This window comes from Shewanella bicestrii (assembly GCF_002216875.1).
GTDB classification, from domain to species: Bacteria; Pseudomonadota; Gammaproteobacteria; order Enterobacterales; family Shewanellaceae; genus Shewanella; species Shewanella seohaensis.
In genome coordinates, this window is the sequence record NZ_CP022358.1 from 2,300,446 (window position 1) to 2,325,326 (window position 24,881).

General features: G+C 47.5%; 22 protein-coding genes, 3 tRNA genes and 1 pseudogene. 12 read left to right on the top strand and 14 right to left on the bottom strand.

Features of this window, described 5'->3' with window-relative positions:
• The first annotated feature begins 132 nt into the window (after nt 1-132).
• From CF168_RS10095 to sodC, 5 genes are all read left to right on the top strand, one after another.
• Complete coding sequence (locus CF168_RS10095) at nt 133-1,311, top strand: thiamine pyrophosphate-dependent dehydrogenase E1 component subunit alpha (protein WP_023265282.1); 1,179 nt, start codon at nt 133-135, stop codon at nt 1,309-1,311.
• 3 nt (nt 1,312-1,314) lie between these two features.
• Nucleotides 1,315-2,292, top strand: coding sequence for an alpha-ketoacid dehydrogenase subunit beta (locus CF168_RS10100; protein WP_069454932.1), 978 nt, complete (start codon nt 1,315-1,317; stop codon nt 2,290-2,292).
• Between the two features lie 9 nt (nt 2,293-2,301).
• Nucleotides 2,302-3,897, top strand: coding sequence for a dihydrolipoyllysine-residue acetyltransferase (locus CF168_RS10105; RefSeq protein WP_089067757.1), 1,596 nt, complete (start codon nt 2,302-2,304; stop codon nt 3,895-3,897).
• A gap of 144 nt (nt 3,898-4,041) precedes the next feature.
• The gene (gene nadA / locus CF168_RS10110) at nt 4,042-5,115 is read left to right on the top strand and encodes a quinolinate synthase NadA (protein ID WP_011622789.1); all 1,074 of its coding nucleotides are present in this window, start codon (nt 4,042-4,044) and stop codon (nt 5,113-5,115) included.
• Nucleotides 5,116-5,406: 291 nt separating this feature from the next.
• Complete coding sequence (sodC, locus tag CF168_RS10115) at nt 5,407-5,919, top strand: superoxide dismutase family protein (RefSeq protein ID WP_089067758.1); 513 nt, start codon at nt 5,407-5,409, stop codon at nt 5,917-5,919.
• Nucleotides 5,920-6,044: 125 nt separating this feature from the next.
• Here sodC and gap read toward each other — a convergent pair whose 3' ends face one another.
• Nucleotides 6,045-7,055: a type I glyceraldehyde-3-phosphate dehydrogenase gene (gene gap, locus CF168_RS10120; RefSeq protein WP_011622787.1), complete on the bottom strand. Its 1,011-nt coding sequence runs from the start codon at nt 7,053-7,055 to the stop codon at nt 6,045-6,047.
• A 212-nt stretch (nt 7,056-7,267) separates the two neighbouring features.
• The gene (locus CF168_RS10125) at nt 7,268-8,155 is read right to left on the bottom strand and encodes a DUF2989 domain-containing protein (RefSeq protein ID WP_089067759.1); all 888 of its coding nucleotides are present in this window, start codon (nt 8,153-8,155) and stop codon (nt 7,268-7,270) included.
• 206 nt (nt 8,156-8,361) lie between these two features.
• Between CF168_RS10125 and CF168_RS10130 the strand changes: the two genes are divergently transcribed.
• From CF168_RS10130 to CF168_RS10150, 5 genes are all read left to right on the top strand, one after another.
• Nucleotides 8,362-9,795, top strand: a complete 1,434-nt coding sequence (locus CF168_RS10130) for a glyceraldehyde-3-phosphate dehydrogenase (RefSeq protein WP_011622785.1) — start codon at nt 8,362-8,364, stop codon at nt 9,793-9,795.
• A gap of 314 nt (nt 9,796-10,109) precedes the next feature.
• Nucleotides 10,110-10,185: transfer RNA gene (locus CF168_RS10135), tRNA-Gly, on the top strand.
• A gap of 23 nt (nt 10,186-10,208) precedes the next feature.
• Nucleotides 10,209-10,282, top strand: a tRNA-Cys gene (locus CF168_RS10140).
• A gap of 49 nt (nt 10,283-10,331) precedes the next feature.
• Nucleotides 10,332-10,418 (top strand) — tRNA-Leu (locus CF168_RS10145).
• A 293-nt stretch (nt 10,419-10,711) separates the two neighbouring features.
• On the top strand, nt 10,712-11,905 hold the full coding sequence (locus CF168_RS10150) for an amino acid aminotransferase (protein WP_089067760.1): 1,194 nt from the start codon (nt 10,712-10,714) through the stop codon (nt 11,903-11,905).
• Between the two features lie 138 nt (nt 11,906-12,043).
• Here the strand turns inward: CF168_RS10150 and yvcK are convergent.
• Nucleotides 12,044-12,881: pseudogene (yvcK, locus tag CF168_RS10155) on the bottom strand (uridine diphosphate-N-acetylglucosamine-binding protein YvcK).
• Between the two features lie 317 nt (nt 12,882-13,198).
• On the opposite strand from yvcK, the gene CF168_RS10160 reads away from it, so the two are divergent.
• Nucleotides 13,199-14,011, top strand: coding sequence for a glucosaminidase domain-containing protein (locus tag CF168_RS10160; protein WP_089067761.1), 813 nt, complete (start codon nt 13,199-13,201; stop codon nt 14,009-14,011).
• A complete protein-coding gene (locus tag CF168_RS10165) occupies nt 14,004-14,627 on the top strand; it encodes a DUF2987 domain-containing protein (RefSeq protein WP_089067762.1) in 624 nt (207 codons plus the stop codon). Before CF168_RS10160 ends, CF168_RS10165 begins: the two co-directional genes overlap by 8 nt.
• Nucleotides 14,628-14,685: 58 nt before the next feature.
• Here CF168_RS10165 and ttcA read toward each other — a convergent pair whose 3' ends face one another.
• From ttcA to ccoN, 11 genes are all read right to left on the bottom strand, one after another.
• Entirely contained in the window at nt 14,686-15,654 is a 969-nt protein-coding gene (ttcA, locus tag CF168_RS10170; protein WP_011622780.1) for a tRNA 2-thiocytidine(32) synthetase TtcA, read from the bottom strand.
• A 77-nt stretch (nt 15,655-15,731) separates the two neighbouring features.
• Nucleotides 15,732-16,664 carry a universal stress protein UspE gene (gene uspE / locus CF168_RS10175; protein ID WP_011622779.1) on the bottom strand — a complete coding sequence of 311 codons (933 nt, stop codon included), beginning with the start codon at nt 16,662-16,664 and terminating at the stop codon, nt 15,732-15,734.
• A 142-nt stretch (nt 16,665-16,806) separates the two neighbouring features.
• The gene (gene etrA, locus CF168_RS10180; protein ID WP_011622778.1) at nt 16,807-17,559 is read right to left on the bottom strand and encodes an electron transport transcriptional regulator EtrA; all 753 of its coding nucleotides are present in this window, start codon (nt 17,557-17,559) and stop codon (nt 16,807-16,809) included.
• Nucleotides 17,560-17,614: 55 nt separating this feature from the next.
• Nucleotides 17,615-18,307 carry a sulfite exporter TauE/SafE family protein gene (locus CF168_RS10185; RefSeq protein WP_011622777.1) on the bottom strand — a complete coding sequence of 231 codons (693 nt, stop codon included), beginning with the start codon at nt 18,305-18,307 and terminating at the stop codon, nt 17,615-17,617.
• An 8-nt stretch (nt 18,308-18,315) separates the two neighbouring features.
• The gene (gene ccoS, locus CF168_RS10190; RefSeq protein ID WP_089067763.1) at nt 18,316-18,516 is read right to left on the bottom strand and encodes a cbb3-type cytochrome oxidase assembly protein CcoS; all 201 of its coding nucleotides are present in this window, start codon (nt 18,514-18,516) and stop codon (nt 18,316-18,318) included.
• A gap of 20 nt (nt 18,517-18,536) precedes the next feature.
• The gene (locus CF168_RS10195) at nt 18,537-20,936 is read right to left on the bottom strand and encodes a heavy metal translocating P-type ATPase (RefSeq protein WP_089067764.1); all 2,400 of its coding nucleotides are present in this window, start codon (nt 20,934-20,936) and stop codon (nt 18,537-18,539) included.
• Between the two features lie 22 nt (nt 20,937-20,958).
• Nucleotides 20,959-21,438, bottom strand: coding sequence for a FixH family protein (locus CF168_RS10200; RefSeq protein ID WP_011622774.1), 480 nt, complete (start codon nt 21,436-21,438; stop codon nt 20,959-20,961).
• A 110-nt stretch (nt 21,439-21,548) separates the two neighbouring features.
• Nucleotides 21,549-22,517 carry a cytochrome-c oxidase, cbb3-type subunit III gene (ccoP, locus tag CF168_RS10205; protein ID WP_011622773.1) on the bottom strand — a complete coding sequence of 323 codons (969 nt, stop codon included), beginning with the start codon at nt 22,515-22,517 and terminating at the stop codon, nt 21,549-21,551.
• The gene (locus CF168_RS10210) at nt 22,517-22,693 is read right to left on the bottom strand and encodes a CcoQ/FixQ family Cbb3-type cytochrome c oxidase assembly chaperone (protein ID WP_011072349.1); all 177 of its coding nucleotides are present in this window, start codon (nt 22,691-22,693) and stop codon (nt 22,517-22,519) included. Before CF168_RS10210 ends, ccoP begins: the two co-directional genes overlap by 1 nt.
• Before the next feature lie 11 nt (nt 22,694-22,704).
• The gene (ccoO, locus tag CF168_RS10215) at nt 22,705-23,331 is read right to left on the bottom strand and encodes a cytochrome-c oxidase, cbb3-type subunit II (RefSeq protein WP_037430478.1); all 627 of its coding nucleotides are present in this window, start codon (nt 23,329-23,331) and stop codon (nt 22,705-22,707) included.
• 12 nt (nt 23,332-23,343) lie between these two features.
• Nucleotides 23,344-24,780 carry a cytochrome-c oxidase, cbb3-type subunit I gene (gene ccoN, locus CF168_RS10220; RefSeq protein WP_089067765.1) on the bottom strand — a complete coding sequence of 479 codons (1,437 nt, stop codon included), beginning with the start codon at nt 24,778-24,780 and terminating at the stop codon, nt 23,344-23,346.
• Nucleotides 24,781-24,881 lie beyond the last annotated feature (101 nt).

Consider the following 24,881-nt stretch of genomic DNA (forward strand, 5'->3'; position numbering starts at 1 on the left):
GGGATTAGTTGTCGTTTGAACTGTGCCAACGGTTGATAGGTAGTTTACGTTAACGTAATGTTCATCCGGCATATTCGTATAAATTAGGCGTTGTGGATTTTCCATGGCGTAACGAGATAACAAGAGCACAATATGAGCAAAGCAACACTCAACACTGATACAGTGCACCGTGTCGGCTTCTTGGATAAGGCATCGCTTCACATTCCTATCCTTCGAATTCTACAAGCAGACGGCACTACCTATGAAACCGCGGTTTTGCCTGTAATAGATGAAGCCTTAGCCACCAAAATTTACGATACCTGCGTGTTTACGCGGGTACTCGACGAACGTATGTTAGGCGCGCAGCGTCAGGGCCGGATCAGCTTCTATATGACCTGCACAGGTGAAGAAGCGGCGATCGTCGGCAGTGTCGCGGCGCTGGACGCTGAGGACGTGATCCTCGCGCAATATCGTGAACATGCGGCGCTACGTTACCGTGGCTTTACCACTGAACAGTTTATGAACCAAATGTTCAGTAATGAGAAGGACTTAGGTAAAGGTCGCCAAATGCCAATCCACTACGGCTGCGCGGCGTTAAACTACCAAACCATTTCATCGCCACTGGCCACGCAAATCCCGCAAGCAACAGGTGTCGGTTATAGCCTAAAAATGCAGGGCAAACGTAATGTCGCCGTCTGTTATTTCGGTGAAGGCGCTGCGTCTGAAGGTGACTTCCACGCCGGCTTGAATATGGCTGCGGTGTTAAAATGCCCGGTGATTTTCTTCTGCCGTAACAATGGTTATGCGATTTCCACCCCAACCGAAGAACAGTTTGCTGGTAACGGTATCGCTAGCCGCGGTGTGGGTTACGGCATGCACACCATTCGCGTCGACGGTAACGATATGCTTGCGGTGTTAGCGGCGACGCAACAGGCGCGTGCCTATGCAATTGAGCATAATGCTCCCGTGTTGATTGAAGCAATGACTTATCGTCTGGGCGCCCACTCATCTTCTGACGATCCTTCTGGCTATCGCTCCAAAGAAGAAGAGGCGAAATGGCAACAACACGATCCAGTCAAACGCTTTAAGTTGTGGCTGATTAATAAAGGCTGGTTAGCCGAGGCCGATGATGCCCAGCGTTACGAAAAGTACCGTGAAGAAGTGTTAGCCGCCGTTAAAGTCGCGGAAAAATTACCTATCCCTATGCTGGATGAGATTATTGAAGACGTGTACGACAAGCCAACACCAGCGCTGAAAAAGCAGCTGAGTGAACTGAAAGAACACATCAAAAAATATCCGCAATCCTATCCCAAAAGTGCAGGGAGGCTATAAGCCGTGGCAGAAATGAATATGTTACAGGCCGTCAATGAGGCCTTGTCAATCGCCATGCAAGCTGATGAGCGCATGGTGGTGTTTGGTGAAGACGTTGGCCACTTTGGCGGCGTGTTTCGCGCAACCTCAGGTTTACAGGAAAAGTTTGGTCGCAGCCGCTGCTTTAACACGCCACTGACTGAGCAAGGTATTGCGGGTTTTGCCAACGGGTTAGCCTCTAATGGTATGACTGCCGTAGCGGAAATCCAGTTTGCTGATTACATCTTTCCGGCGTTTGACCAGATCGTGAACGAGTCGGCTAAATTCCGTTACCGCAGCGGTAATGAATTTAATGTGGGAAGCCTGGTGTTCCGCACACCTTATGGTGGCGGTATTGCGGGCGGTCATTATCATTCACAATCGCCAGAAGCCTATTTTACCCAAACTCCAGGCTTAAAAGTGGTTGTGCCGCGTAATCCTGCTCAAGCCAAAGGTTTATTATTAGCCTCTATTCGCGATAAAAACCCTGTGGTGTTCTTCGAGCCTAAGCGTTTATACCGTGCTTCTGTGGGGGAAGTCCCTGCGGGCGATTATGAAATCGAGCTGGGTAAAGCCGAAGTGGTGCGTGAAGGGAAAGACATCACGTTAGTGGCCTGGGGCGCACAGATGGAAATCATCGAAAAAGCGGCCGACATGGCGGCAAAAGAGGGGATTTCCTGCGAAATTATCGACCTGCGTACACTCTCGCCTTGGGATGTTGATACAGTTGCCGATTCTGTGAAGAAGACCGGCCGCTTACTGATCAACCATGAAGCACCATTAACGGGTGGTTTTGCGGGTGAAATTGCGGCCACCATTCAGCAGGAGTGTTTCTTGTATTTAGAATCACCCATCAGCCGTGTATGTGGTCTAGATACCCCATATCCACTGGTCCACGAAAAAGAATATATGCCCGATGCGCTCAAAACCTTTGAAGCCATTAAGGCATCAGTGAACTTCTAGGAGTCCGGTATGATTAAAGATTTTATTTTGCCGGACATTGGTGAAGGCGTTGTCGAGTGCGAACTCGTCGAGTGGTTGGTGCAAGAGGGCGACACGATTGTGGAAGATCAGCCCATCGCCGATGTGATGACTGACAAAGCCTTAGTGCAAATTCCGGCGCCTTTTGCGGGAGTCGTGACCAAGCTGTATTACGCCAAAGGCGATATTGCTAAGGTGCATGCACCGCTGTATGCCGTGCAGGTTGAGTCTGACGAAGCTGCGCCTGTTGCTGCGTCTCAACCTGAAGCACACACATCTACTCAAATACCTGCAAGCCAAGCCAGCGTGGCGGGTACCAGCGTCGAAGAGTTCCTGCTGCCCGATATTGGCGAAGGCATTGTTGAGTGTGAACTGGTCGAATGGCTAGTCCAAGAAGGCGATACTGTGGTGGAAGACCAACCCATCGCCGATGTGATGACTGATAAAGCCTTAGTGCAAATCCCCGCCATCAAAGCGGGCAAAATTGTCAAATTGCACTACCGTAAGGGCCAGTTAGCGAAAGTACATGCGCCACTATTTTCGATTGAGGTTGAAGGTGGCGTTAGTGCGCCGGTCAGCCATGCACAGGAAGCAAGCGCCACCGCTGTGAATACCGCTGCACCAGCCGCTTGCGCGGCGGTGTCCTCGGAGCCTGCTCGCCAAGGTAAAGCCTTAGCCAGCCCAGCCGTTCGCCGTATGGCACGTGCCTTAGATATCGATTTAAGTCGCGTCCCTGGTAGTGGCAAACATGGCCGTGTGTATAAGGAAGACATTACTCGCTTCCAAGCACAGGGCGGCGCTGTGCCTGCCGCTGCGCCAGTGGCTGCTGCCCCAAATGTGGCTCAATCGACCGTTTCTACCGCAGTGGCAAGCGCTGCACGGGGTGACATTGTTGAGCCTATCCGTGGCGTGAAAGCCGTGATGGCAAAAATGATGGTGGAGTCGGTATCCACTATTCCACACTTCACCTATTGCGAAGAGTTTGATTTGACAGACTTAGTCGCTCTGCGTGAAAGCATGAAGGCCAAGTATTCCTCCGACGAAGTAAAGCTGACCATGATGCCATTCTTTATGAAGGCCATGTCGTTAGCCTTAACGCAGTTCCCTGTGCTTAACAGCCAAGTGAATGCTGATTGTACGGAAATCACCTACAAGGCGCGTCATAACATAGGTATGGCGGTCGACTCTAAGGTGGGATTATTGGTACCAAACGTTAAGGATGTACAAGATAAGAGCATCCTTGAGGTCGCGGCCGAAATCACTCGCTTAACCAATGCTGCGCGCAGCGGCCGTGTGGCGCCGGCGGATCTTAAAGAAGGCACGATTTCGATTTCGAATATTGGCGCCTTAGGTGGCACAGTCGCAACGCCTATTATCAATAAGCCGGAAGTCGCGATTGTCGCATTAGGTAAGTTGCAAACCTTGCCGCGCTTTAATGCGAAAGGTGAAGTCGAAGCGCGTCAGATCATGCAAGTGAGTTGGTCTGGGGATCACCGCGTTATTGATGGCGGCACCATCGCTCGTTTCTGTAACCTTTGGAAACAATACCTTGAGCAGCCGCAGGATATGCTATTAGCCATGCGCTAATCGGTTGTCAGTCAAAACTTACAGCCAATCCAGCAAAAAAGGACGCAATTTAGCGTCCTTTTTTATTCGCAGGCCATAAATGGGTTAATCTTTTGATCCCAATTACGTATAATTCGCGAACGTTGTTATCCTGATGGATTTGTTATGAGCCCCAGCCCATTTGCCCCAACAATCGAAACTATTGATTATCCGTTTCCGCCTAAGCCAATTCCTCTGTCCGATGCCGAAAAGGCGGACTACAAGGCTCGTATCAAGCAGCTGCTGATTGAAAAAGATGCGGTATTGGTTGCCCATTATTATACCGACCCTGAAATTCAAGCGCTGGCCGAAGAAACCGGCGGTTGTGTTTCCGACTCACTCGAAATGGCGCGCTTTGGCCGCGATCATCCCGCTAAGACGTTAATCGTCGCCGGGGTGAAATTTATGGGTGAAACAGCCAAAATCTTAAGCCCAGAAAAAACCATTCTGATGCCGACCTTGGAGGCGACCTGTTCATTGGACTTAGGTTGCCCCATCGATAAATTCAGCGCCTTCTGTGATGCGCATCCTGACCATACCGTGGTCGTTTATGCCAACACTTCGGCGGCGGTAAAAGCCCGTGCCGATTGGGTGGTCACCTCAAGTATTGCCCTTGAAATCGTTGAGCACTTAGACAGCGAAGGTAAAAAAATCATTTGGGGTCCAGACCGTCATTTAGGCAGCTATATTGCCAAACAAACGGGCGCCGAGATGTTGATGTGGCAGGGCGACTGTATTGTTCACGATGAGTTTAAGGCCAATGCTCTGCGTGATTTAAAGCGTGTTTACCCCGATGCGGCGATTTTAGTGCACCCAGAGTCACCCGCGAGTGTGGTGGCGATGGCGGATGCTGTCGGCTCCACCAGCCAGTTGATTAAAGCTGCGCAAACCATGGCTAATGAGCGTTTTATTGTGGCGACCGATCGCGGTATTTTCTACAAAATGCAACAAGCGGCGCCGGGTAAAACACTGATTGAAGCGCCTACTGGCGGTAATGGTGCCACCTGTAAGAGCTGTGCTCACTGTCCTTGGATGGCGATGAACGGCTTGAAGGCTATTGAAGCGTCATTAAGTGACAGCGACAAAACGACTCACGAAATCTTTGTCGATGAAGATTTACGCGTGAAAGCCTTAATCCCGCTGACCCGCATGCTGGACTTCGCTAAAACACTGAATATGAAAGTGAAAGGCAACGCTTAATCAAGCGTCCATAACACTCACGAAAAATGAAATCCCTGCCACTTGGCGGGGATTTTTGTATCGGTTCAAATTGATCAGCAGCTAAGCTGCTAAGTATGTGCTTAATAAGGTGCGCTAGCTTTTAGACGCCATTCTTCATAGATGCATATATGCTTCAATTTAAAGAAATTCACGCTCTTTTACTTACTGGATCGGTGTTGTTGGCCTAAATTTGATATAGCAAAGCGTAGGAGAGTTCACTCACTGCGCTGTGTTCATGCAATTTTGTATAAGATAACCATGGAGAAGGGTATGAAAAACATCGTGTTACTGCTTGCATCAATGTCTGCTGCCAGTGCATTTGCAGACGTGAGCGTGCCAATGAATCTTGTCAACGAAAAGGGCGTGGCTGAAAGTGTCGGTCAAGTGACCATTTCAGAGTCGCAGTATGGAGTGGTATTTACGCCATCACTCAAAGGCTTAATGCCGGGATTACATGGTTTCCATCTACATGAGAACGGCAGCTGTGATCCAAAGGAAAAGGACGGAAAAATTGTCCCTGCTGGCGCGGCAGGTGGACACTATGATCCTGCCGCCACGAAGGCCCACGGCACGCCATGGGGAGAAGGGCATTTAGGCGATCTGCCACCATTGTTTGTCGATGCAGACGGTGCAGCTAGCCAGGCCGTGCTGGCACCGCGCTTAAAAATGGGTGATCTTAAAGGCCATGCGATCATGATCCATGCCGGTGGCGACAACCATTCCGATCACCCTGCGCCTTTAGGTGGCGGCGGTGCGCGTGTAGCCTGTGGTATTATCAATTAATGTATCGCCACATTCAGTTGTTAGCGGCGATATACTCGCATTGGTAACGACAGTGGATTAATGAGCCGTGAAATCGGTATAAAAAAAGCCCCGCAAGAGCGGGGCTTTTTGATAAAGAAGAATGATTACTTCGCGTTCATCAGCGCAACCGCGTTATCTAACATACGGTTACTGAAGCCCCATTCGTTATCGTACCATGCCATCACTTTGACTAAACGGCCGTTTACGCGGGTTTGAGTCGCATCGAAGTTAGATGAAAACGCATTGTGGTTAAAGTCGATAGACACCAGTGGCTCTTTGTTAACCGCTAACACTTCGCTCAGTGGCGCAACAGCAGCGGCACGTTCGATAATGGCGTTAACTTCTTCAACAGTGGTATCACGTGCAGCAATGAAAGATAAATCCACTAAAGACACGTTAACAGTCGGTACACGTACTGCTAAACCATCGAATTTACCTTGTAATTCAGGTACAACTAAACCTACTGCCGCGGCAGCGCCAGTTTTAGTTGGGATCATTGACAGTGCTGCAGCGCGGGCACGGCGTAAATCTGTGTGGTATACGTCAGATAAACGTTGATCGTTGGTGTAAGCATGAATGGTGGTCATCAGACCTGATTCGATACCAATTTCGTCATTTAACGGCTTAGCGAAAGGCGCTAAACAGTTAGTGGTACATGAAGCATTAGAGATAACTGTCATATCCGCGGTCAACACATTGTTGTTCACACCGTAAACGACGGTTGCATCAACGTTTTTACCTGGTGCAGAGATAATGACTTTCTTCGCGCCCGCCGCTAAATGTGGCTGTACAGATTCTTTAGAAGTGAAGATACCAGTACATTCGAACACGACGTCAACTTGTAAGTCGCCCCAAGGTAATTTACCTGGATCGCGTTCTTGGAAGGTGAGGATCTTGTCGCCGTTGACATAAATTGCTTCAGCATCATGCTCAACTTTGGCATTGAAACGACCATGTACAGAATCGTATTTTGTCAGGTGAGCGTTGATTGAAGCGTCGCCTAAATCGTTGATGGCAACAATTTTGATTGGGTAAGCTTTTTCGCTTTCATACAGGGCGCGTAATACGTTTCTACCGATACGGCCATAACCATTTATTGCTACACGGATAGTCATCTCATATCCCTCTGGTGATTATAAAATTCAACTGGTAGTAAAATTACCAAACTGACAGCTATCGTCAAGTGAATTCGGCAATTTTGCCGGGATTCGGTTAACAAATTAGGTGTTTTTTTTACATTGCTCGCGAAAACACCATTTTCAGCGCTGTATTTGGGTAAAAAATTACAAGGTGGCAAACATTTTGCCGACGTTCTTCAAAACGCAAGTTAAGGCGAATTTGGCTTTTCTGGCTCGACAGTTGTTGCCGCAGGCTGTGTGACCTCCGTCTTGGGCGGAGCAAGCCAGAGCGCAACTGGACTGGTCGAATAGAGGCCATCTTCTAACGCGTCAATTAAGTTCTGGGCGTATTGATCTAATTTGGCCGCTAGCGTCTTGTCGCCACCGATTAAGGCTAGCATCTTATCTTCAGAATACTTCTGCTGCGTAAGTAGTAAATTGGCTTTGGTCAGCATATATGTTTTTTCAAACGCTTGGGTTTGACGATAGGCTGAGGCGAGCCCAAGCAACCAGTTGGGATCAAAGTCGGCATATTGAATTTCTGCAAACACTTTAAGATAGAGTTGTTGCGCTTTGATGGCATTTCGATTGCTGTAATAGGTGGCGATTTGCGCAAGGAGAAAAGGCTCAGTGACTTCACCGGCATTTTCTTGCGCTAATAGTCGGTTTAAGGCATCGGTGTCGGCAAAACGTGTCCATTGATAGTAAGACATAAAGGGGTCTTGGCGTTCGCGGGTTTCTTCCTGTAGACGGCTGAGGTTTTCTGTACTCAGGCGAAAGGCTCTTGCGCGGTCAGCCGTGCGATTCGTATGGATGATATGTTGCACCCCTGAGGCCAATTCAATACAACGGCTGTAATCTTCAAGGTAAGTTAACTGTTGATAAAGTTGCTTACCCGTAGGATTTTTGTTGTCTAATAGGTCGAATCGGCTCTGGATCAGCAGGGTTTTCTCGGTTAAACACCATCCATCCTTATGCAAATCGGCACAAATTTCAGGATTATTTTTACAAATCGTTTCGATATTTCGGCCATTATCACAACCGAAAAGGCTTATCGCGAGGGTAAATGATGTAATTATTACTAGATTTTGTCTCAAAATACGCTCCAAAATGCAATTTTCTCTAATAAAATTACAGATTTACAGAAAATATCTTACTGGCAAGCTGGGTCAGTTTTCATTACAATGGCGCCGACCAAAACACAGGGTTTTCCCTAAAACCTCCATAAGATTATTGGTCTTTTCGTCATGTTACTCAAACCTTTCAATATATTTTATTGAAAAGTGAGATAAAGGATCTGTAAATGAGCGCTGATAAACACCTACAAAGTTGGCAAGAACGTTTTGAAATGGCAGAGGCAATGCAACCTTTGCTGGGCAAGTTGTACCGTAACCAAGGCGTCGAAGTTGTGGTTTATGGTAAGCCATTACTCAATGCTTCTACTATTGAGATTATTAAAGCGCACCGTTTAGTTCGTCGTCATGTCGGCGAGAAATTACGTTTACGCGAGAGTTTCCCGTTTGTTCAAGCCTTAAGCAGACTCGCAGTTAAACAATGTAAAGTGGATATTGGTAAGCTTGCCGTTAAATACTGGGCTGAACATACCGATACCAACGAAATTGAAAGCTATATGGCACGTGAATTAGCGGCAGCGATTGATCATGCTGATGATATCGCCCCGCGTGATGTAGTGTTGTATGGTTTTGGTCGTATTGGCCGCTTATTAGCGCGCTTACTGATCGAACGTACTGGCCGCAGCAACAAGTTAAGACTGCGCGCTATCGTGTTACGTGGTGGTAAGAAGGGCGATTTAGAAAAACGCGCAAGCTTACTGCGTCGTGACTCTGTTCATGGTCCATTTAACGGTTCAGTTGAAGTGGATGAAGAGAACAACGCCATCATCGCTAACGGCACCTATATCCAAGTTATTTACGCAAACTCGCCAGATGAAGTGGATTACACCAAATACGGTATTACAGATGCCTTAGTGGTAGACAACACGGGTATTTGGAAAGATGAAGCTGGCCTTGGCTTACACTTGAAGAGCCCTGGTGCGAGCAAAGTGTTACTGACTGCACCTGCAAAAGGCGCTATCAAGAACATCGTTTACGGCGTGAACGAAGGCGACATCACTGCAGAAGACATCATTGTGTCTGCGGCGAGCTGTACCACTAACGCCATCACACCAGTACTGAAAGCGGTAAACGACAAGTACGGTATCGAGAATGGTCACGTTGAGACTATCCACTCATACACGAACGATCAAAACCTGATCGACAATTACCACAGTGCTGACCGTCGTGGTCGCAGTGCACCATTAAACATGGTGATCACTGAAACGGGTGCAGCTAAAGCCGTGGCTAAAGCTCTGCCTGTATTAGCGGGTAAACTGACGGGTAACGCGATTCGCGTGCCAACACCAAACGTATCGATGGCGATCATCAGCATGAACCTCAATGCTGAGACCAACAAAGACGAATTGAACGAATACCTGAAAGACACGGCGCTGCAATCACCATTGCAGAACCAAATCGATTACACAGACTCAACTGAAATCGTATCAAGCGATTTAGTGGGTTCTCGCTATGCGGGTGTGGTTGATTCACAAGCGACTATCGCCGAAGGTAAACGTGCCATTCTGTACGTATGGTATGACAACGAATTTGGTTACAGCTGCCAAGTAGTCGGTGTGATGCAGACGATGTTAGGCCTGACGACTCTGTCTCTGCCAGCATAATCGCTACGCACATAAAAACGTCCAAGAAAAAGCGCCCAGTAGGGCGCTTTTTTTATGAAATGATGCGCGTTGATAAGGCTGGATAACATCACTTCAGCTCTTGTTGTTGCAAAGAAAATCATCAAATTGATTATTCCATCGGCAAGTTTTTATCTCTGTGGCTGAATATTGGGCAAACAGTGCTTCAAAGCGCAATATTTCAAATTTGTTGATTGACTCTGAAGGTTAAATCGGTAGAATGCCAATCCGCAGTCAGGGGAAAGCGTAGCAACGTAACTCCTAAGCTTAATGACTCATTAAGCTGTGACATCGATGCGACATTAGCTCAGTTGGTAGAGCGATACCTTGCCAAGGTATAGGTCATCGGTTCGAACCCGATATGTCGCTCCAACTCTTGACGAGTTTGGAAATATGGCGCGATGGCAGAATGGCTATGCTGCGGATTGCAAATCCGTCGATCTCGGTTCGACTCCGGGTCGCGCCTCCATAGATTAAGGTATTAATGACACAATTCCCGTCGTTAATATAAAGAGTTTGCCCGAGTGGTGGAATCGGTAGACACAAGGGATTTAAAATCCCTCGCTGGTAACAGCGTGCCAGTTCAAGTCTGGCCTCGGGTACCATAACATAAAAAAGGCCTAACATCTGTTAGGCCTTTTTTATTACCGCAAATCCCGTTATAACTCCTACAAATTAATCCTTAAACAAATAGTGATCAGCCTCTTAAAAATCACAATTATCAAAAATTTCAGCCTCAAGACAATTGATCTCTCATTTAGTTGTTATTTATTTTAATCAATCCATAATACGCAAACTATTTCCTTAAGATGCGGCAATAGGCGCTATTCCCCCTCTTAAGACAGTGGTATAAATAAGCCGAATTTCCCCTACACGTGAACATTTAGGATAAGTAGTCATGATTTTCTCTCAGGTAGTACTCGCACCCGCTGATCCCATCCTTGGTTTAACCGATACCTTCAAGGCCGATCCACGCCAAGATAAAGTGAACCTCGGTGTTGGCATTTATAAGGATGAAGCAGGGCAGACTCCAGTATTACAGTCAGTGAAGAAAGCAGAAGCCCTATTGCTTGAGCAAGAGAAGACCAAGAACTATTTAGGTATTGAAGGGGTTCAAACCTATAACCGCGTGGTACAAGAGCTATTATTTGGCGAGGGCAGTACGCTTGTGACGTCAGGCCGTGCCGCGACCGCTCAGGCGCCAGGTGGTACTGGTGCACTGCGTATTGCCGCCGAGTTTCTACTGCGCAACACGCCATCGCGCACTGTGTGGGTAAGTAACCCAACTTGGGCGAACCATCAGAATATTTTTGAAACTGCAGGTTTAACGGTTAAAGAATACGGTTACTACAATGCCAGTGCCCACGATATCGATTTCGATGGCATGATGACAGATCTCGCCAATGCACAGGCGGGTGACATTGTTCTACTACATGGCTGCTGCCATAACCCAACGGGTATTGATTTGACCTTAGCCCAATGGGAATTGGTTGCTAACCTGTGTGCAGACAAACAGTTAGTGCCATTGTTTGACTTTGCTTACCAAGGTTTTGGTGCTGGGATTGAAGAAGATGCCGCAGGCCTACGTTTAGTGGCAGCAAAAGTACCTGAGTTGTTAGTGGCTAACTCTTTCTCTAAAAACTTTGGTCTTTATAACGAGCGTATCGGTGCTGTGACTGTGGTTGCACAAAATGGCGATGAAGCGGTGCGTGCCTTTAGCCAAGTGAAACGTACTATCCGCGCTAATTACTCAAACCCACCAGCACACGGTGCGTTAATCGTTAGCACCATTTTAAGCGATGCGGCATTAAAAGCACTTTGGGTACAAGAGTTGACCGAAATGCGTGAGCGTATCGCCGAGATGCGTACCCTGTTCGTCCAAAGCTTAAAGGATGAAGGCGTGACCCAGGACTTTAGCTTTATTTCCCGCCAAAACGGTATGTTTAGCTTCTCTGGCTTAAACAAAGCGCAGGTTGCACGCTTGAAAGACGAGTTTGGTATTTATATCGTCGGCTCAGGCCGTATTAGTGTTGCCGGTATGACCAAAACCAATATGCCTTTGATTTGTAAAGCGATTGCCCAAGTTCTTTAACTTAGCTCTTTAATTTAGTCCTCTGAAATAAGAAGAGGGCTCACTAAAAAGGACAGCTTAGGCTGTCCTTTTGGTATTTTGAGTTGTCCTTTAGCATTTTGAATCTGTTGGATGCTAAAGGATGCGATTAGTCTGTCGTTATGACGCCAAGGTTTCTAGCGGTAAATCCGACTTAATTCTCAACACAGCGCTGAGCGCATCACGCAGCCCTGCCTGATCGTGTAATTGTGGATTATGGCGATTTCTTAACGGGAAGTAATTCATTAAAGTGCCAAGGCGCACTTGTTCTGAGTGACGTAGCACCTTAGTGATCACAGGCTTGCCAATCACTTGATGGCACCAAGCTATCCGCTGCTCAATACTAAACTGGCCGGCTGGTGAAGTTTCTTCATTCAGATTATCGATATAAACCACGGGCGCAGTGGTCATCGCTAAGGCTTTAGCAAAGCAGGGCAGTAACAGCGGTGGCATAATACTGGTCAGGAAGCTCCCTGGGCCTAGGATAATCAGATCCGCACGGCTGATGGCTTCACAGGCTTCGGCAGTCGCATCGACCTGTGGTTCAAGACATAAGGCAATGGGCGCCTCATTCATCTTATCGACATTAACCTCACCAAAGACCTTACAGCCAGAGGCCTGCAAAGCCACTAAATGGGTTGGTTGCTCTGACATAGGGATGATATTGGTTTCAATCTTAAGCATATGACGAATAAGATTGACGGCCTCGAGGGGCCTAACGCAAAGCTTGTCGAGGGCAAGCAACATCAAATTCCCCAGATTGTGGCCGCTTAGTTCGGTTTCGCCCTGAAAGCGGTACTCAAATAATTGCGAGCTCACCGAAGGGCGATGGGCTAGTTGAGACAGACAATTACGCAGATCGCCCCAGAAAATCCAGCGATGAGAGTACACGACCCAAGCCGTGACCACCGCCAATGGCGACCACGTGTCTGTATTGATTTAAGATTTGATGCTGCATGAGGGTTCCTTCCTGAATACCCAAAAAATCCTGTCCTGTTGTTAAGCGGTGTTGCGAAGCCTCGTTTGGGCTCGGTTGCCAATACCTGCGTTAACGGAACCTTAGTATAAAAGCTCAGTCAAAAGCATGCACTAAATATTCACGCTCAAATTGTGCCAATGTGTATGAGTTAAGCGTGGGATCGCATTTTCAGCACAGATACGCTTTGACTGCGCTTGGCATGGGCGGTTTTGTCGTCAGATTTCGTGAATTTCAAGATATGACATATAATCTGGCGCTTATTTTGCCACTCGTGACTCAATATCAAAGGTGACTTATTGAAAACAGGTAGAATTGGTTCGTTTACACTCGCGTTAGCCCTAGTGATCTTAGCGATTTTTTCGCTGAGAGTCTGGCTCATTCCTACTATTGATGAGCCTGAATCTATCGTTAACCAACTGGAAAACTCCGTTGATCCCGTTACTCAAGTGCCTGACTTTTCTGCCATCAATGATGTGGCGGAAAAAAAGCGTGCCTTTTTTGATTTTCTTAGGCCGATCATTCAACAACAAAACGCCATTATTGCCACCGAGCGTGACTTTATCACCGACATGTTGGCCTTAGTGGAGAACGACAGCACTTTGTCGGATAAACAGTTAGCACAGCTCAATCAGTTATTTGATAAATATCAATATGCTGCCCGTAATGTGGATGCAAAATCCCTGAACAGTTTACTGAAACGGGTCGATATTATTCCCGAATCTATGGTGCTTATTCAGGCGGCCAATGAATCGGGGTGGGGCAGTTCGCGTTTTGCCCGTGAAGGCTTTAACTTTTTCGGCGAATGGTGTTTTAGCAATGGTTGCGGCATAGTGCCATCCTCTCGAGGTTCGGGCAAAACCCATGAAGTGAAAGTGTTTCCCTCGGTGGACGCTTCAGTGTCTTCCTATATGCGCAATTTGAACTCGAATACGGCATACACGCTGTTTCGCTCAATACGGGCCGATTTACGCTCTCAGGAAGCAGAGCTAAGTGCCGACCAACTGATCTATGGACTAGTGAATTATTCTGAAAGGCAAGAAGCTTATATCGACGAGTTACTCGATATGTTACGTCATAATGAAAAATATTTGGTGAAGGCGGATGTATAAAAAATGGTGGTTAGTGGGGCTTTGCTTGTGTGCGACAAGCCTGCAGGCAGAAACGATTTCCCTCGAATATAAAGGCTTTTATGACAGATTAAAGCAAGTCAATAAGGGGAATTATCAGTTAGTCGAAATCGCCTTTAGTGTACCAATGCTGCCTAATTGTCAGATCCAGAGTGGAAGCATTTCGAGTGAATTAAATTCAACGCCACTCACTTATACTGCGGCGCAGCGGTTGTTTATTCCCTTTGATGACGCGCTGAAAGATCAACGCGCATTAGTGAATCTAGAGTTTGAAGGCAAGGCTGAGGGCTGTGGTATTGCGATGCAAGTCAGAGCTAAGCAGACTTTATCCACATACGACAAGACGAGACTAGCGCAAATCGTCAGCGAAATGGATGCTTTACTCGGAGCCATGCAGGGCTTCCCGATGCGCTATTTTAAGGAGCCAATCGCGGGATTAAACTTTGAATTTGCCCAAGACCAAGCCGTTACTGTGACGCTCGATGGGCGTGAGCAACAGGTGAACAGCAGCTTTAAGTTGAGTGTTGAGCAGCTTAACAGTTTGACGTCGTTGGAATTTAGCCAGGCGCCGACCGTGTTGAGCCCTTGGGTTAAGTAAGGATAGATTTAAGCTATAAAAAAGCCCACTCTCGTGGGCTTTTTTATGCGTATCGTGTTTAGGCTTCGTAAACGTTGACGATATTGATACGTTTTGCCGCATCTAAATCGATATGGCCGCTGTTGGCGATATCCAAAAAGTCAAATGCGGGTAAATCGGCTTCGGCCACATCACCCTTCATCGGCGCGTTGGGATCGCGTTTTAAGGACACAAAGTCAAACTGCTCACGGTCAACACCCTGTGAAGGGGCAGTGTTTTGCATGGCGGTGAAAATAGTTTCAATACGGCCTGGGTAGAGTCTATCCCACTGATTGAGCATGTCTTTCACTGCTTGACGCTTGAGGTTTTCCTGCGAGCCACAGAGGTTACAGGGAATGATGGGGAATTTTTTCAATTCCGCATATTCTTCTAAATCCTTTTCGCGGCAATAAGCGAGTGGACGAATAACCACGTTTGCGCCGTCATCCGAGAGCAACTTAGGTGGCATTGCTTTCATCTTGCCGCCGTAGAACATGTTGAGGAACATGGTCTCAATAATATCGTCTCTGTGGTGGCCTAGTGCGATTTTGGTTGCGCCAATGCGCTGGGCAAAGCCATAGAGAGTACCGCGACGCAGGCGAGAGCACAGCGAGCAAGTGGTTTTGCCTTCAGGGATCTTTTCTTTCACAATCGAGTAAGTGTCTTTCTCGAGAATGTGATAGGGAATATTTAGGCTGTCTAAATAGGCTGGCAGTACGTGTTCAGGGAAACCCGGCTGCTTTTGATCTAAGTTAACGGCAATAATTTCGAACTGTACGGGCGCGCGCTGCTGTAGATTAAGCAGAATATCCAGCATGGCGTAACTGTCTTTACCGCCACTTAAGCAGCACATGACTCGGTCGCCATCTTCAATCATGTTGTAATCGGCGATGGCACTACCCACTTCACGGCGCAGACGCTTCTGTAATTTATTCAGACGGGTAATTTGTTTTTTTGATAATTCTTCAGGCATTTGACTCGCCGTAACTTCAGACATAGCTTCCAACATAAAAAAAGCGCCCAGTAACTCAGTTTCAGGGCGCGTATTATTCCAGCTATCGACGGCGGGGTAAAGAGCGGCGTGCGTTATGCCTCTTCAAGCGGCGATTTATAACCATCGGGTTTGATGGCTAATAAATCACAGTTAATGCTATCAATCACATGCTCTGCGGTATTGCCGATAAGCGCCGCCGAGAATCCAGTCCGACCGACGGTACCTAAAATGACCAGCTCGGCATCGAGTTGCTCGGCAAGCTCAGGGATCACATCCTCTGGTAAGCCTTCTTTCACATGGCAGTGCAGGGTATCGATACCATAGGCATTGGCAAGGTATTGCACTCGTTGCTCATGCTGCATGCGAATGGTGTCGTTATAGGTTTGTGCATCGAAATCAGGCAGTTCAATGGCAAGATTCACCGGTGTGCCGGGATAACCATTGACTAAGTGCACTTCGGCGGCAAATTTTGCGGCTAAATCCTTGGCATGTTCGATAATCTTGCCGTTTAGCATCTGATGATCGGTGTCTTCGGTTGCCACGTTGACGGCGCAGAGGATTTTACCCGCTTCTGGCCAATCATGATCTTTAACCATCAACACAGGCACAGGCGCTTTACGCATTAAATGCCAATCGGTTGGAGTAAAAATAACGGCCTTTAACTTGTCGTGGGCGTGGGTGCCTTTGACGATCAAATCATATTGCCCTGCAATCGCATGGTTGATGATGCTTTCAAATGGGCGATTGTGCCAAATAACTTGAGTATCAATATCGAGTTGCAGGTGGTTATAGGCGGTCAGTAGATCTTGGATCCACGCCAGACGCTGATCAATCACACCTTGGCGCATGGCTTCGCGCTCTTGGCTCGATAGAATCGATGTCATTTCGTAGGAGAAGTCAAAAATAGAGAGAAACACAGTCACATGGGCGTTACTTTTACTGGCCAAGGTCACCGCTCGGGCGAGTGCAACTTGATGCTCTGTCGTAGGGTCGACTACTACCAGTATTTTTTGATAATCCTTCATAACATGTTCCTTTAGTCATAGGCTCATGTTCATCATGAGCCTTTGGCAATTATCTGTATTGTTCTAGATCAAAACTCTTTTCAAAACCAGTGCCTAGCGCATTTATTACGAATATTAAAGCACAAACGCAGGAAGGTGTGACTTATCTGGCGATCCTAGCATTACCTGCCAAGAGATTCAGTTCGTGGTGGTCAAGGATAGTGATGTACTTGCCTTTCACTTCAATCAAACCTGACTTTTGGAAACGGCCTAACAAGCGGCTGATGGTTTCTACGGTTAAGCCAAGGTAGTTACCAATATCACCACGGGTCATGGTTAAACGGAATTCTTTCGGAGAAAAACCACGGTTGCCAAAGCGGTTAGCAAGATTGCTGATAAACGCGGCGAGGCGTTCCTCGGCGTTTTTCTTGCTCAGCAATAAAATCATTTCTTGATCGCTCATGATTTCATTGCTCATTAAGCGCATGATTTGTTGGCGCAACTTGGGCATGCTGCCTGAAAGCTCATCGAGAATATTGAAGGGGATTTCACATACCATGGAGGTTTCTAAGGCTTGGGCAAAACTCTGGTGGGATTGAGCGTGAATACCGTCAAAACCAATCACATCGCCCGCTAAATGGAAACCGGTGATCTGTTCATCGCCCTGTTCGGTAATCGTATAACTTTTGACTGTACCAGAGCGGATGGCGAACAGGGACTTTAATGGATCGCCTGATTTAAAAATCTGCTCACCTTTTTGAATTGGCTTTTTACGCTCAATGATATCGTCGAGCTGATCAAGCTCGTTGGCATTGAGGGTAAACGGAATACAAAGGGTACCCATACTGCAATCGTGACAATGAATTGCGCACCCACTCGCGGCGGGACGACGGTTTTTATTCTGCTCTATTGTCATGTCGGTTCTCAAGTTAATCCACTGCAGCCATGTTAAACCAATTCACTCGCTTGGGCTAGTTTAGCTGCGACAGGGCGATATATAAAGTTTGTGCGCCAAAGGCAATTAAAAGTAAGCCACTCAATAATCTAACGGTTTTTTGCTGTACCCAATTGGCTAAACGTTTGGCCGCAACGCCGGCACTCAGGAGCGCTGGGAGTGTCCCTAATCCAAAGGCGAACATAATCAAGGCGCCTTGGCTGGCAGAGCCTGCCGCCACCGACCAGGTTAAGGTACTATATACCAAGCCGCAGGGTAGCCAGCCCCAAATCAGTCCGGCGGTGATGGCCTGCATGGGCGTAGTGATGGGAACGAGGCGCTGGGCTAAGGGTTTCAGGTAGCGCCATAACACTTGGCCAAGGCGCTCAATCTGCACTATACCCACCCAGATTTTTGCAATGTAAAGCCCAGTTGCAATCATCATCACGCCAGCAATGATCCTTAGGATCAACAGGTAACTGTCGAGTTCAAATAAGTGCCCAAGCATGGCCGATGAACCGCCGACTAAGGCGCCTGCGAGGGTATAACTTAAAATCCGGCCGAGGTTATAGCTTAATAAGTAGGTGAGTTGATGGGCTAAGTGATTGCCCTGTTTAGGATTCGGCAGTTGGGAGGAAAAGGCGCCAACGAGGCCGCCACACATGCCAAAGCAGTGGGCTGCGCCCATTAATCCCACCAGAAATGCCCCTGTGACGTTATACTCAATCACAGAGCCAATCACTGAGGCATGCCTTTATCTTGTGCCTGTGACGATGGATTGCCTTGAGTCGGTTTGTCTGCATCCTCATCGAAGAGAATCGACACGCTTTGACGGTCTAAGTCATCGAATTGTTCGGATTTTACCGCCCAAAAGAACACGGCTACGGCGATCAACACAAAGATCATCGCGATAGGGATTAGTACATAAATGATGCTCATAACCTAAGCCTATTTCATTGTTATAATTTAATTCGTAATAATCTCAAACTGTTACCCACAACAATCAAAGAGCTTGCCGACATGCCAAGGGCGGCAATATAAGGCGCAACATGCCCAGTTACCGCTAGCGGTAAAATCAGCGCGTTATAGCCTAAGGCCCAAGCGAGGTTTTGACGAATAATTTGTGTGGTCAGTTTAGCAACCTTGACCGCTTGGGTGAAGCGAGAGAGGTGATCGCCAAGCAGAATGAGGTCGGCGCTGTTTTTAGCAATCGCGCTGCCGCTCCCCATCGCCACAGATAAATCGGCGCCCGCCAGTACTGGCGCATCGTTGATGCCATCGCCGAACATCGCAACCGGTGTCGATTGCTGTAGTTTGGTCACCAGGGCCAGTTTATCGGCTGGAGTCAGTCCACTGTGGACATCGCTAATCCCGAGTTCTTTCGCCAATTGATGCACATGCCCTGAGCTATCGCCACTGGCAATACTGACCTTGCAACCTTGTTGCTTCAAAATATCGACGGTTTCTTTGCTATCGACACGGATATTATCTTGGATCTCAATAGTGGCAATGACTTCAAGCTGGCCATTCTGACTGTGGGCGAGCCAAATCAGCTGGTTTGCAAGTTTGGGCTCGGCGGCGGCCCCCGTGAAGTTTGAATTACCAATGCGGTACTCAGTGCCATTAATCAAGCCTTTCACCCCAAAACCCACTTCATGGTGAACTTGCTCGGCCACAACATCGACTTGGGCAAAGCTGGCAAAGGCCGCAGCGATAGGGTGGCGTGAGCCTGATTCTAGCGCTGCTGCGATTGCCAGTACCTGTTCTTCCTCGATATCGCTATGGCATTCAACCTTGGCAATCGATAGGGTGCCGCAGGTGAGGGTGCCAGTTTTATCAAATACCACATGTTTGATTTGTGGCAGTTTTTCAAAGACGCCAGCTTTGCGGGTAATAATCCCAAGGCGAGTAAAAATCGCGGTCGCGCAGGTGACGGCGGTGGGGGTGGCTAGCGCAAGCGCGCAAGGGCAAGTTGCCACTAATACCGACAAGGTGACCCAAAAGGCATCTTCGGGGGAGATTTGCAGCCACACCAGATAGGTGATTGTCGCAATCGATAAGATAGTGCCGGAGAAATAACGCGACAATTTATCAGCCAACATAGCGACAGCAGGTTTAGTATTTGAGGCTAATTCCTGCAGGCGAATAATTTCGGCAACCAATTGGTCTTGCCCAAGGGCGGTCACTTTAACCTTAATGGGTTGGTCTAGGTTAATGGTGCCAGCAAATACTTGGCTATCGACGGGCTTTTCAATCGGCATTTGCTCACCGGTGAGCATGGCTTCATTGATGCTAGTGTGGCCGTCAACGACGATTCCGTCGGCGGCGACCATTTCGCCGGGTTTAATAAGAATAATGTCCCCGAGGCGTAATTTTTTCGCGGGGATCTCTTCTTGCCCCTGGGCCGTGACTAAATGCGCCGTTAACGGCACTAATTTGTGGAGATTACTGGAGCTGACGGAAGCTTTTTGTCTTGCCTTCTGCTCGAAATAACGCCCCAGCAGCAGGAAGAAGGTAAACATGGAAACGGATTCAAAATAGACTTCGCCCGTGCCGTTAACCGTCGCAAAGCAACTGGCGATATAGGCGCCGCCAATAGCGATAGAGACCGACACATCCATATTGAGTTTGCCACTGAGCAGGGTGCGAATGGCGCTGAAATAGAAGGGCTGCGCCGAGTACAGCACCACGGGTGTGGCAAAAATCATGCTCACCCAACGGAAATAATCCCGATATTGCACATCCAAATCGGTAAAGTAACCGGTATAGAGGGCGAGGGCGAACATCATCACTTGCATGGTAGCAAAACCCGCCAAGCCTAAGCGCAGTAAAAATTTGCGGCTATTTTGCTTGGCGGTCAGTTCTTGCTCATCCACTTGATAGGGCGCGGCTTGATAACCTATACGGCTAATTTGTCCAAGAATATCACTGAGTTTAATTTGCTGGTTATCCCAGCTGATCATCGCCCTTTGGGTGGTGGAGTTGACCATCACTTGGCTGACGCCAGGCAGTTGTTTCACTTTATGTTCGATTAACCAAGCGCAGGCCGCGCAGGTAATGCCGTCGATGGACAGTGACACAGAGTCACTCTTTTCCTCCGAGTGGACAAAGTCCTGCTGTACTTCGGGCAAATCGTAGGCACTAAACTGATTTAATTCATCAGGTACCAGTGCCGTCTGTTTACTGCCAGGTTCGGTTCGAAACTTGTAATAGTTTAATAAGCCTGCATCCACAATGGCTTGGGATACCGCTTGGCAGCCTGGGCAACACATGAGTTCATCGCGGTCATTAATGCGGGTGACAAACTGAGTCCCAGTGAGCACGGGCTCATTACAGTGAAAACAACTTGGATGTGTCATAGCAATATTCATTCAACCACAATTAGTTCAGCCACAATTGGACGTTGTCTTTGAGTTCGACACGTTGATGAATACGCCATTTACCGTCAAAACCTTCGAGGCGGACTTCCCAAGCACCTGTTAATACATCGGGCAGAGTAATGCGATACACATGGTTAGCATCGGCCGTTACCGTCATCTTGATGTCTTTTTCGGCAATCGTTGGGTGATAAAATTCGACTTTTAACGCGGCTTGATAGGCAGGTCCACCGTGTTGGGTGAAGAGTACTTCGTGGTGATTTTGTTCGAGTTGCCATTGCATGCCAAGTTGCTTGGCATATTTGACTTTACTCAAGTCCATGTTGATGGCTTTGCCTTCTTTGTAATAATCCTCGGCGACCAGAGAGTCAGAGTTAGAGAGGGCAATTTTTAGCGTGGTAAAACTTGCGACGACGGCACACAAAGGAAGAATAATTAAAAACCAAGGCCAAAACTGCTTATACCAGGGTTGTTGTTCGCTCATGTTAAATACCCATAATAAAAATTTGCGCCATTTTACCGTTAAAAGGTGGCTTTAGCACTTTAAAAAAAAGGCCTCGACGTTATCGAGGCCTTAGCGTTACTCACATCTAATTACTTGTTTGACAAGCTATAAACATAAGCTGCGATCACGTGGACTTTCTCTTCACCGAGAACGTCTTTCCATGCTGGCATCACACCTGCACGGCCGTGTTTGATCGTTTCTTCGATCATGCCGCGGCTACCGCCATATAACCAAACATCGTCAGTTAAGTTAGGTGCGCCCATGAGTTTGTTGCCTTTTGCGTCCATACCGTGACACGCAAAACAACCCTTCATGAATGAACCTTGACCTTGAGCGGCGAGTTTCTCGTCGTGCTCACGGCCAGATAACTTAACTACGTACTCGGCCAGACCTGCAATCTCGCTATCGTCGATTGGCAAACCACCTTTTGGTGGCATCATGCCATGACGACCGTTCATGATAGTGGTCTTGATGGTCGCTAAATCGCCACCGTATAACCAATCACTGTCGGTCAGGTTAGGGAAGCCTTTGCTACCACGTGCGTCAGAGCCATGGCACTGCGCGCAGTTTTGTAGGAACAAACGGCCGCCCACTTTCAACGCTTCTTGGTTTTTCACTAACTCTTCGAGTGGTGTAGCCAAGTAAGCCGCGAAGATTGGGCCATATTTTTCGTTAGCGTGTTTAACTTCTTGGTCATACTGAACGTACATGCCTTCTTTTGCTGCCAGCTCAACCGCTGCTGCAGAATCGGCTTTAATACCTTTCTCTGTACCAATGCTTTGGTTAGAGCTGGTCCAGTTAAGTAGACCTTTATAGTTACCTAAACCTGGGAATAGGGCTAAGTAAACCAGGCCAAACACGATAGTGATATAGAACATATAACTCCACCATTTTGGCAGTGGGTTATTGAGTTCTTCGATACCATCGAAACTGTGACCCATAGATTCGCCTTCTTTGACATCCGTGGTGTTCTTTGAACACACACGCAGCAACAGAAAACATCCTGCGATCACAATTAACGAGAGTACGCTAATCCAAATACTCCAGAAGCTACTCATCACTTATTCTCTCCTGAGTCCTTCGATTCCTTGCTGATTTCCTCATCGGAAAACACAAGATTGGCTGCTTCATCAAAGGATTTTTGACGACGCGAGCTATATGCCCAAGCAAATATACCGACGAAGGTCAGCATCACAATGATGGTTAAAATACCTTGTAATGTGCCGTAATCCATATATTGCCTCCTTATTTGAGTGCGTGACCCAAAGACTGAAGATATGCAATCAAGGCTTCCAGCTCTGTCTTACCTTCAACAGCTTTCTGAGCGCCTGCGATTTCTTCATCGGTGTAAAGATCATTACCTTTGTAACCGCCTTTGTGCATGTTACGCAGAATAGTCATCTTGTCGCCGGTTAACTTGCCGTCTAACTTGTTTTCGGCAAGCCATGGGAAGGCTGGCATATTCGATTGAGGGACCACAGCACGAGGATCGATTAAGTGAACTTCATGCCATTTATCGCTGTAGCGACCGCCAACACGGGCCAAGTCTGGACCAGTACGCTTAGAACCCCATTGGAATGGGTGATCCCAAACAGACTCACCGGCAACAGAGTAGTGACCGTAACGTTCAGTCTCTGCACGTAAAGGACGGATCATCTGGCTGTGGCAGTTGTAGCAACCTTCACGCACATAGATGTCACGGCCTTCCAGTTGCAGGGCAGTGTAGGGTTTCAAACCTTCAACAGGCTCAGTGGTATCTTTTTGGAAAATCAACGGCGTGATTTCTACCAAGCTACCGAAGCTGATAGCGATAACAGTGAAGATCGCTAACAAACCGATGTTTTTTTCAACTATCTCATGATTAAATTTCATCGAGTTTGCTCCTTAAGCCGCTTTTGCTTCAGCCAGTGCTGGCAATGAATCTTTAGAGGCTTTCACAGTACGGATCACGTTGTATGCCATGATCAGCATACCGGTTAAGAAGAAACAACCGCCGAGGAAACGTACGAAGTAGAAAGGATAAGAAGCTTCCAGACTTTCAACAAAGCTATAAGTCAAAGTACCGTCAGCGTTAACTGCACGCCACATCAGACCTTGCATTACACCCGAAATCCACATAGACACGATGTAAAGTACAGTACCGATAGTCGCTAACCAGAAATGCACGTTAACTAACTTGATGCTGTACATACGGCCATGGCCGAACAGTACTGGGATCAAGTGATACAGAGAACCGATAGACACCATTGCAACCCAGCCTAGCGCGCCTGAGTGAACGTGACCGACAGTCCAGTCTGTGTAGTGAGATAAAGCGTTAACTGTCTTGATGGCCATCATCGGACCTTCGAAGGTCGACATACCGTAGAAAGACAGAGAAACCACTAAGAAACGCAGTACTGGGTCAGTACGCAGTTTGTGCCATGCGCCAGATAAGGTCATGATACCGTTGATCATACCACCCCAAGATGGTGCGAACAGGATCAGTGACATCACCATACCTAGAGACTGAGTCCAGTCTGGCAGGGCAGTGTAGTGTAAGTGGTGAGGACCCGCCCAAATGTACAGTGCGATCAGTGCCCAGAAGTGCACGATAGACAGACGATATGAGTAAACAGGACGACCGGCTTGCTTAGGCACAAAGTAGTACATCATCCCTAAGAAACCTGCGGTTAACAGGAAGCCTACCGCGTTGTGACCATACCACCATTGCACCATGGCATCGACCGCGCCACTGTACATAGAGTATGACTTGAACAAGCTAACAGGAACGGCCATAGAGTTCACGATGTGAAGCACGGCAACCGTAATGATAAATGCACCAAAGAACCAGTTCGCTACGTAGATATGCGATGTTGTTCGTTTGATAATAGTGCCGAAGAACACTATTGCATAAGATACCCAGACGATAGCGATAGCGATATCGATTGGCCATTCTAATTCAGCATACTCTTTACCACTGGTGTAACCCATTGGCAGCGTAATGGCTGCTGACAGAATGATGGCTTGCCATCCCCAAAACGTAAATGCAGCTAATTTAGGTGCAAATAGTCGGGTTTGACAGGTGCGTTGTACGACATAATAGGATGTTGCAAAGAGGGCTGATGTTCCGAACGCGAAGATAACCGCATTGGTATGTAATGGTCGCAAGCGACTATACGTAAACCAAGGAGTATCAAAGTTCAGATGTGGCCAGATTAACTGAGCCGCAATTAATACACCGACTGACATACCAACAATACCCCACAAAACTGTGGTTAAGGCAAATTGGCGGACAATGGTGTAATTGTAATCAGCGCCTGTTGGCTGGGAATGGTTCATCATAATGCTTCCACTGCTTATTACTTTTACTTTTAGTAAAGACAAGCTTTACCTGTTATATATGACACAAAGCTCGCTTCCCTATTAGGGTTGTGAAGCCATGT

Coding starts and splice junctions, on each gene's coding strand:
- CF168_RS10095 (WP_023265282.1), top strand. CDS start 133: ATGAGCAAAGCAACACTCAACACTGATACAGTGCACCGTGTCGGCTTC.
- CF168_RS10105 (WP_089067757.1), top strand. CDS start 2,302: ATGATTAAAGATTTTATTTTGCCGGACATTGGTGAAGGCGTTGTCGAG.
- nadA (WP_011622789.1), top strand. CDS start 4,042: ATGAGCCCCAGCCCATTTGCCCCAACAATCGAAACTATTGATTATCCG.
- sodC (WP_089067758.1), top strand. CDS start 5,407: ATGAAAAACATCGTGTTACTGCTTGCATCAATGTCTGCTGCCAGTGCA.
- gap (WP_011622787.1), bottom strand. CDS start 7,055: ATGACTATCCGTGTAGCAATAAATGGTTATGGCCGTATCGGTAGAAAC.
- CF168_RS10130 (WP_011622785.1), top strand. CDS start 8,362: ATGAGCGCTGATAAACACCTACAAAGTTGGCAAGAACGTTTTGAAATG.
- CF168_RS10150 (WP_089067760.1), top strand. CDS start 10,712: ATGATTTTCTCTCAGGTAGTACTCGCACCCGCTGATCCCATCCTTGGT.
- CF168_RS10165 (WP_089067762.1), top strand. CDS start 14,004: ATGTATAAAAAATGGTGGTTAGTGGGGCTTTGCTTGTGTGCGACAAGC.
- ttcA (WP_011622780.1), bottom strand. CDS start 15,654: ATGTTGGAAGCTATGTCTGAAGTTACGGCGAGTCAAATGCCTGAAGAA.
- uspE (WP_011622779.1), bottom strand. CDS start 16,664: ATGAAGGATTATCAAAAAATACTGGTAGTAGTCGACCCTACGACAGAG.
- etrA (WP_011622778.1), bottom strand. CDS start 17,559: ATGACAATAGAGCAGAATAAAAACCGTCGTCCCGCCGCGAGTGGGTGC.
- ccoS (WP_089067763.1), bottom strand. CDS start 18,516: ATGAGCATCATTTATGTACTAATCCCTATCGCGATGATCTTTGTGTTG.
- CF168_RS10195 (WP_089067764.1), bottom strand. CDS start 20,936: ATGACACATCCAAGTTGTTTTCACTGTAATGAGCCCGTGCTCACTGGG.
- CF168_RS10200 (WP_011622774.1), bottom strand. CDS start 21,438: ATGAGCGAACAACAACCCTGGTATAAGCAGTTTTGGCCTTGGTTTTTA.
- ccoP (WP_011622773.1), bottom strand. CDS start 22,517: ATGAGTAGCTTCTGGAGTATTTGGATTAGCGTACTCTCGTTAATTGTG.
- CF168_RS10210 (WP_011072349.1), bottom strand. CDS start 22,693: ATGGATTACGGCACATTACAAGGTATTTTAACCATCATTGTGATGCTG.
- ccoO (WP_037430478.1), bottom strand. CDS start 23,331: ATGAAATTTAATCATGAGATAGTTGAAAAAAACATCGGTTTGTTAGCG.
- ccoN (WP_089067765.1), bottom strand. CDS start 24,780: ATGATGAACCATTCCCAGCCAACAGGCGCTGATTACAATTACACCATT.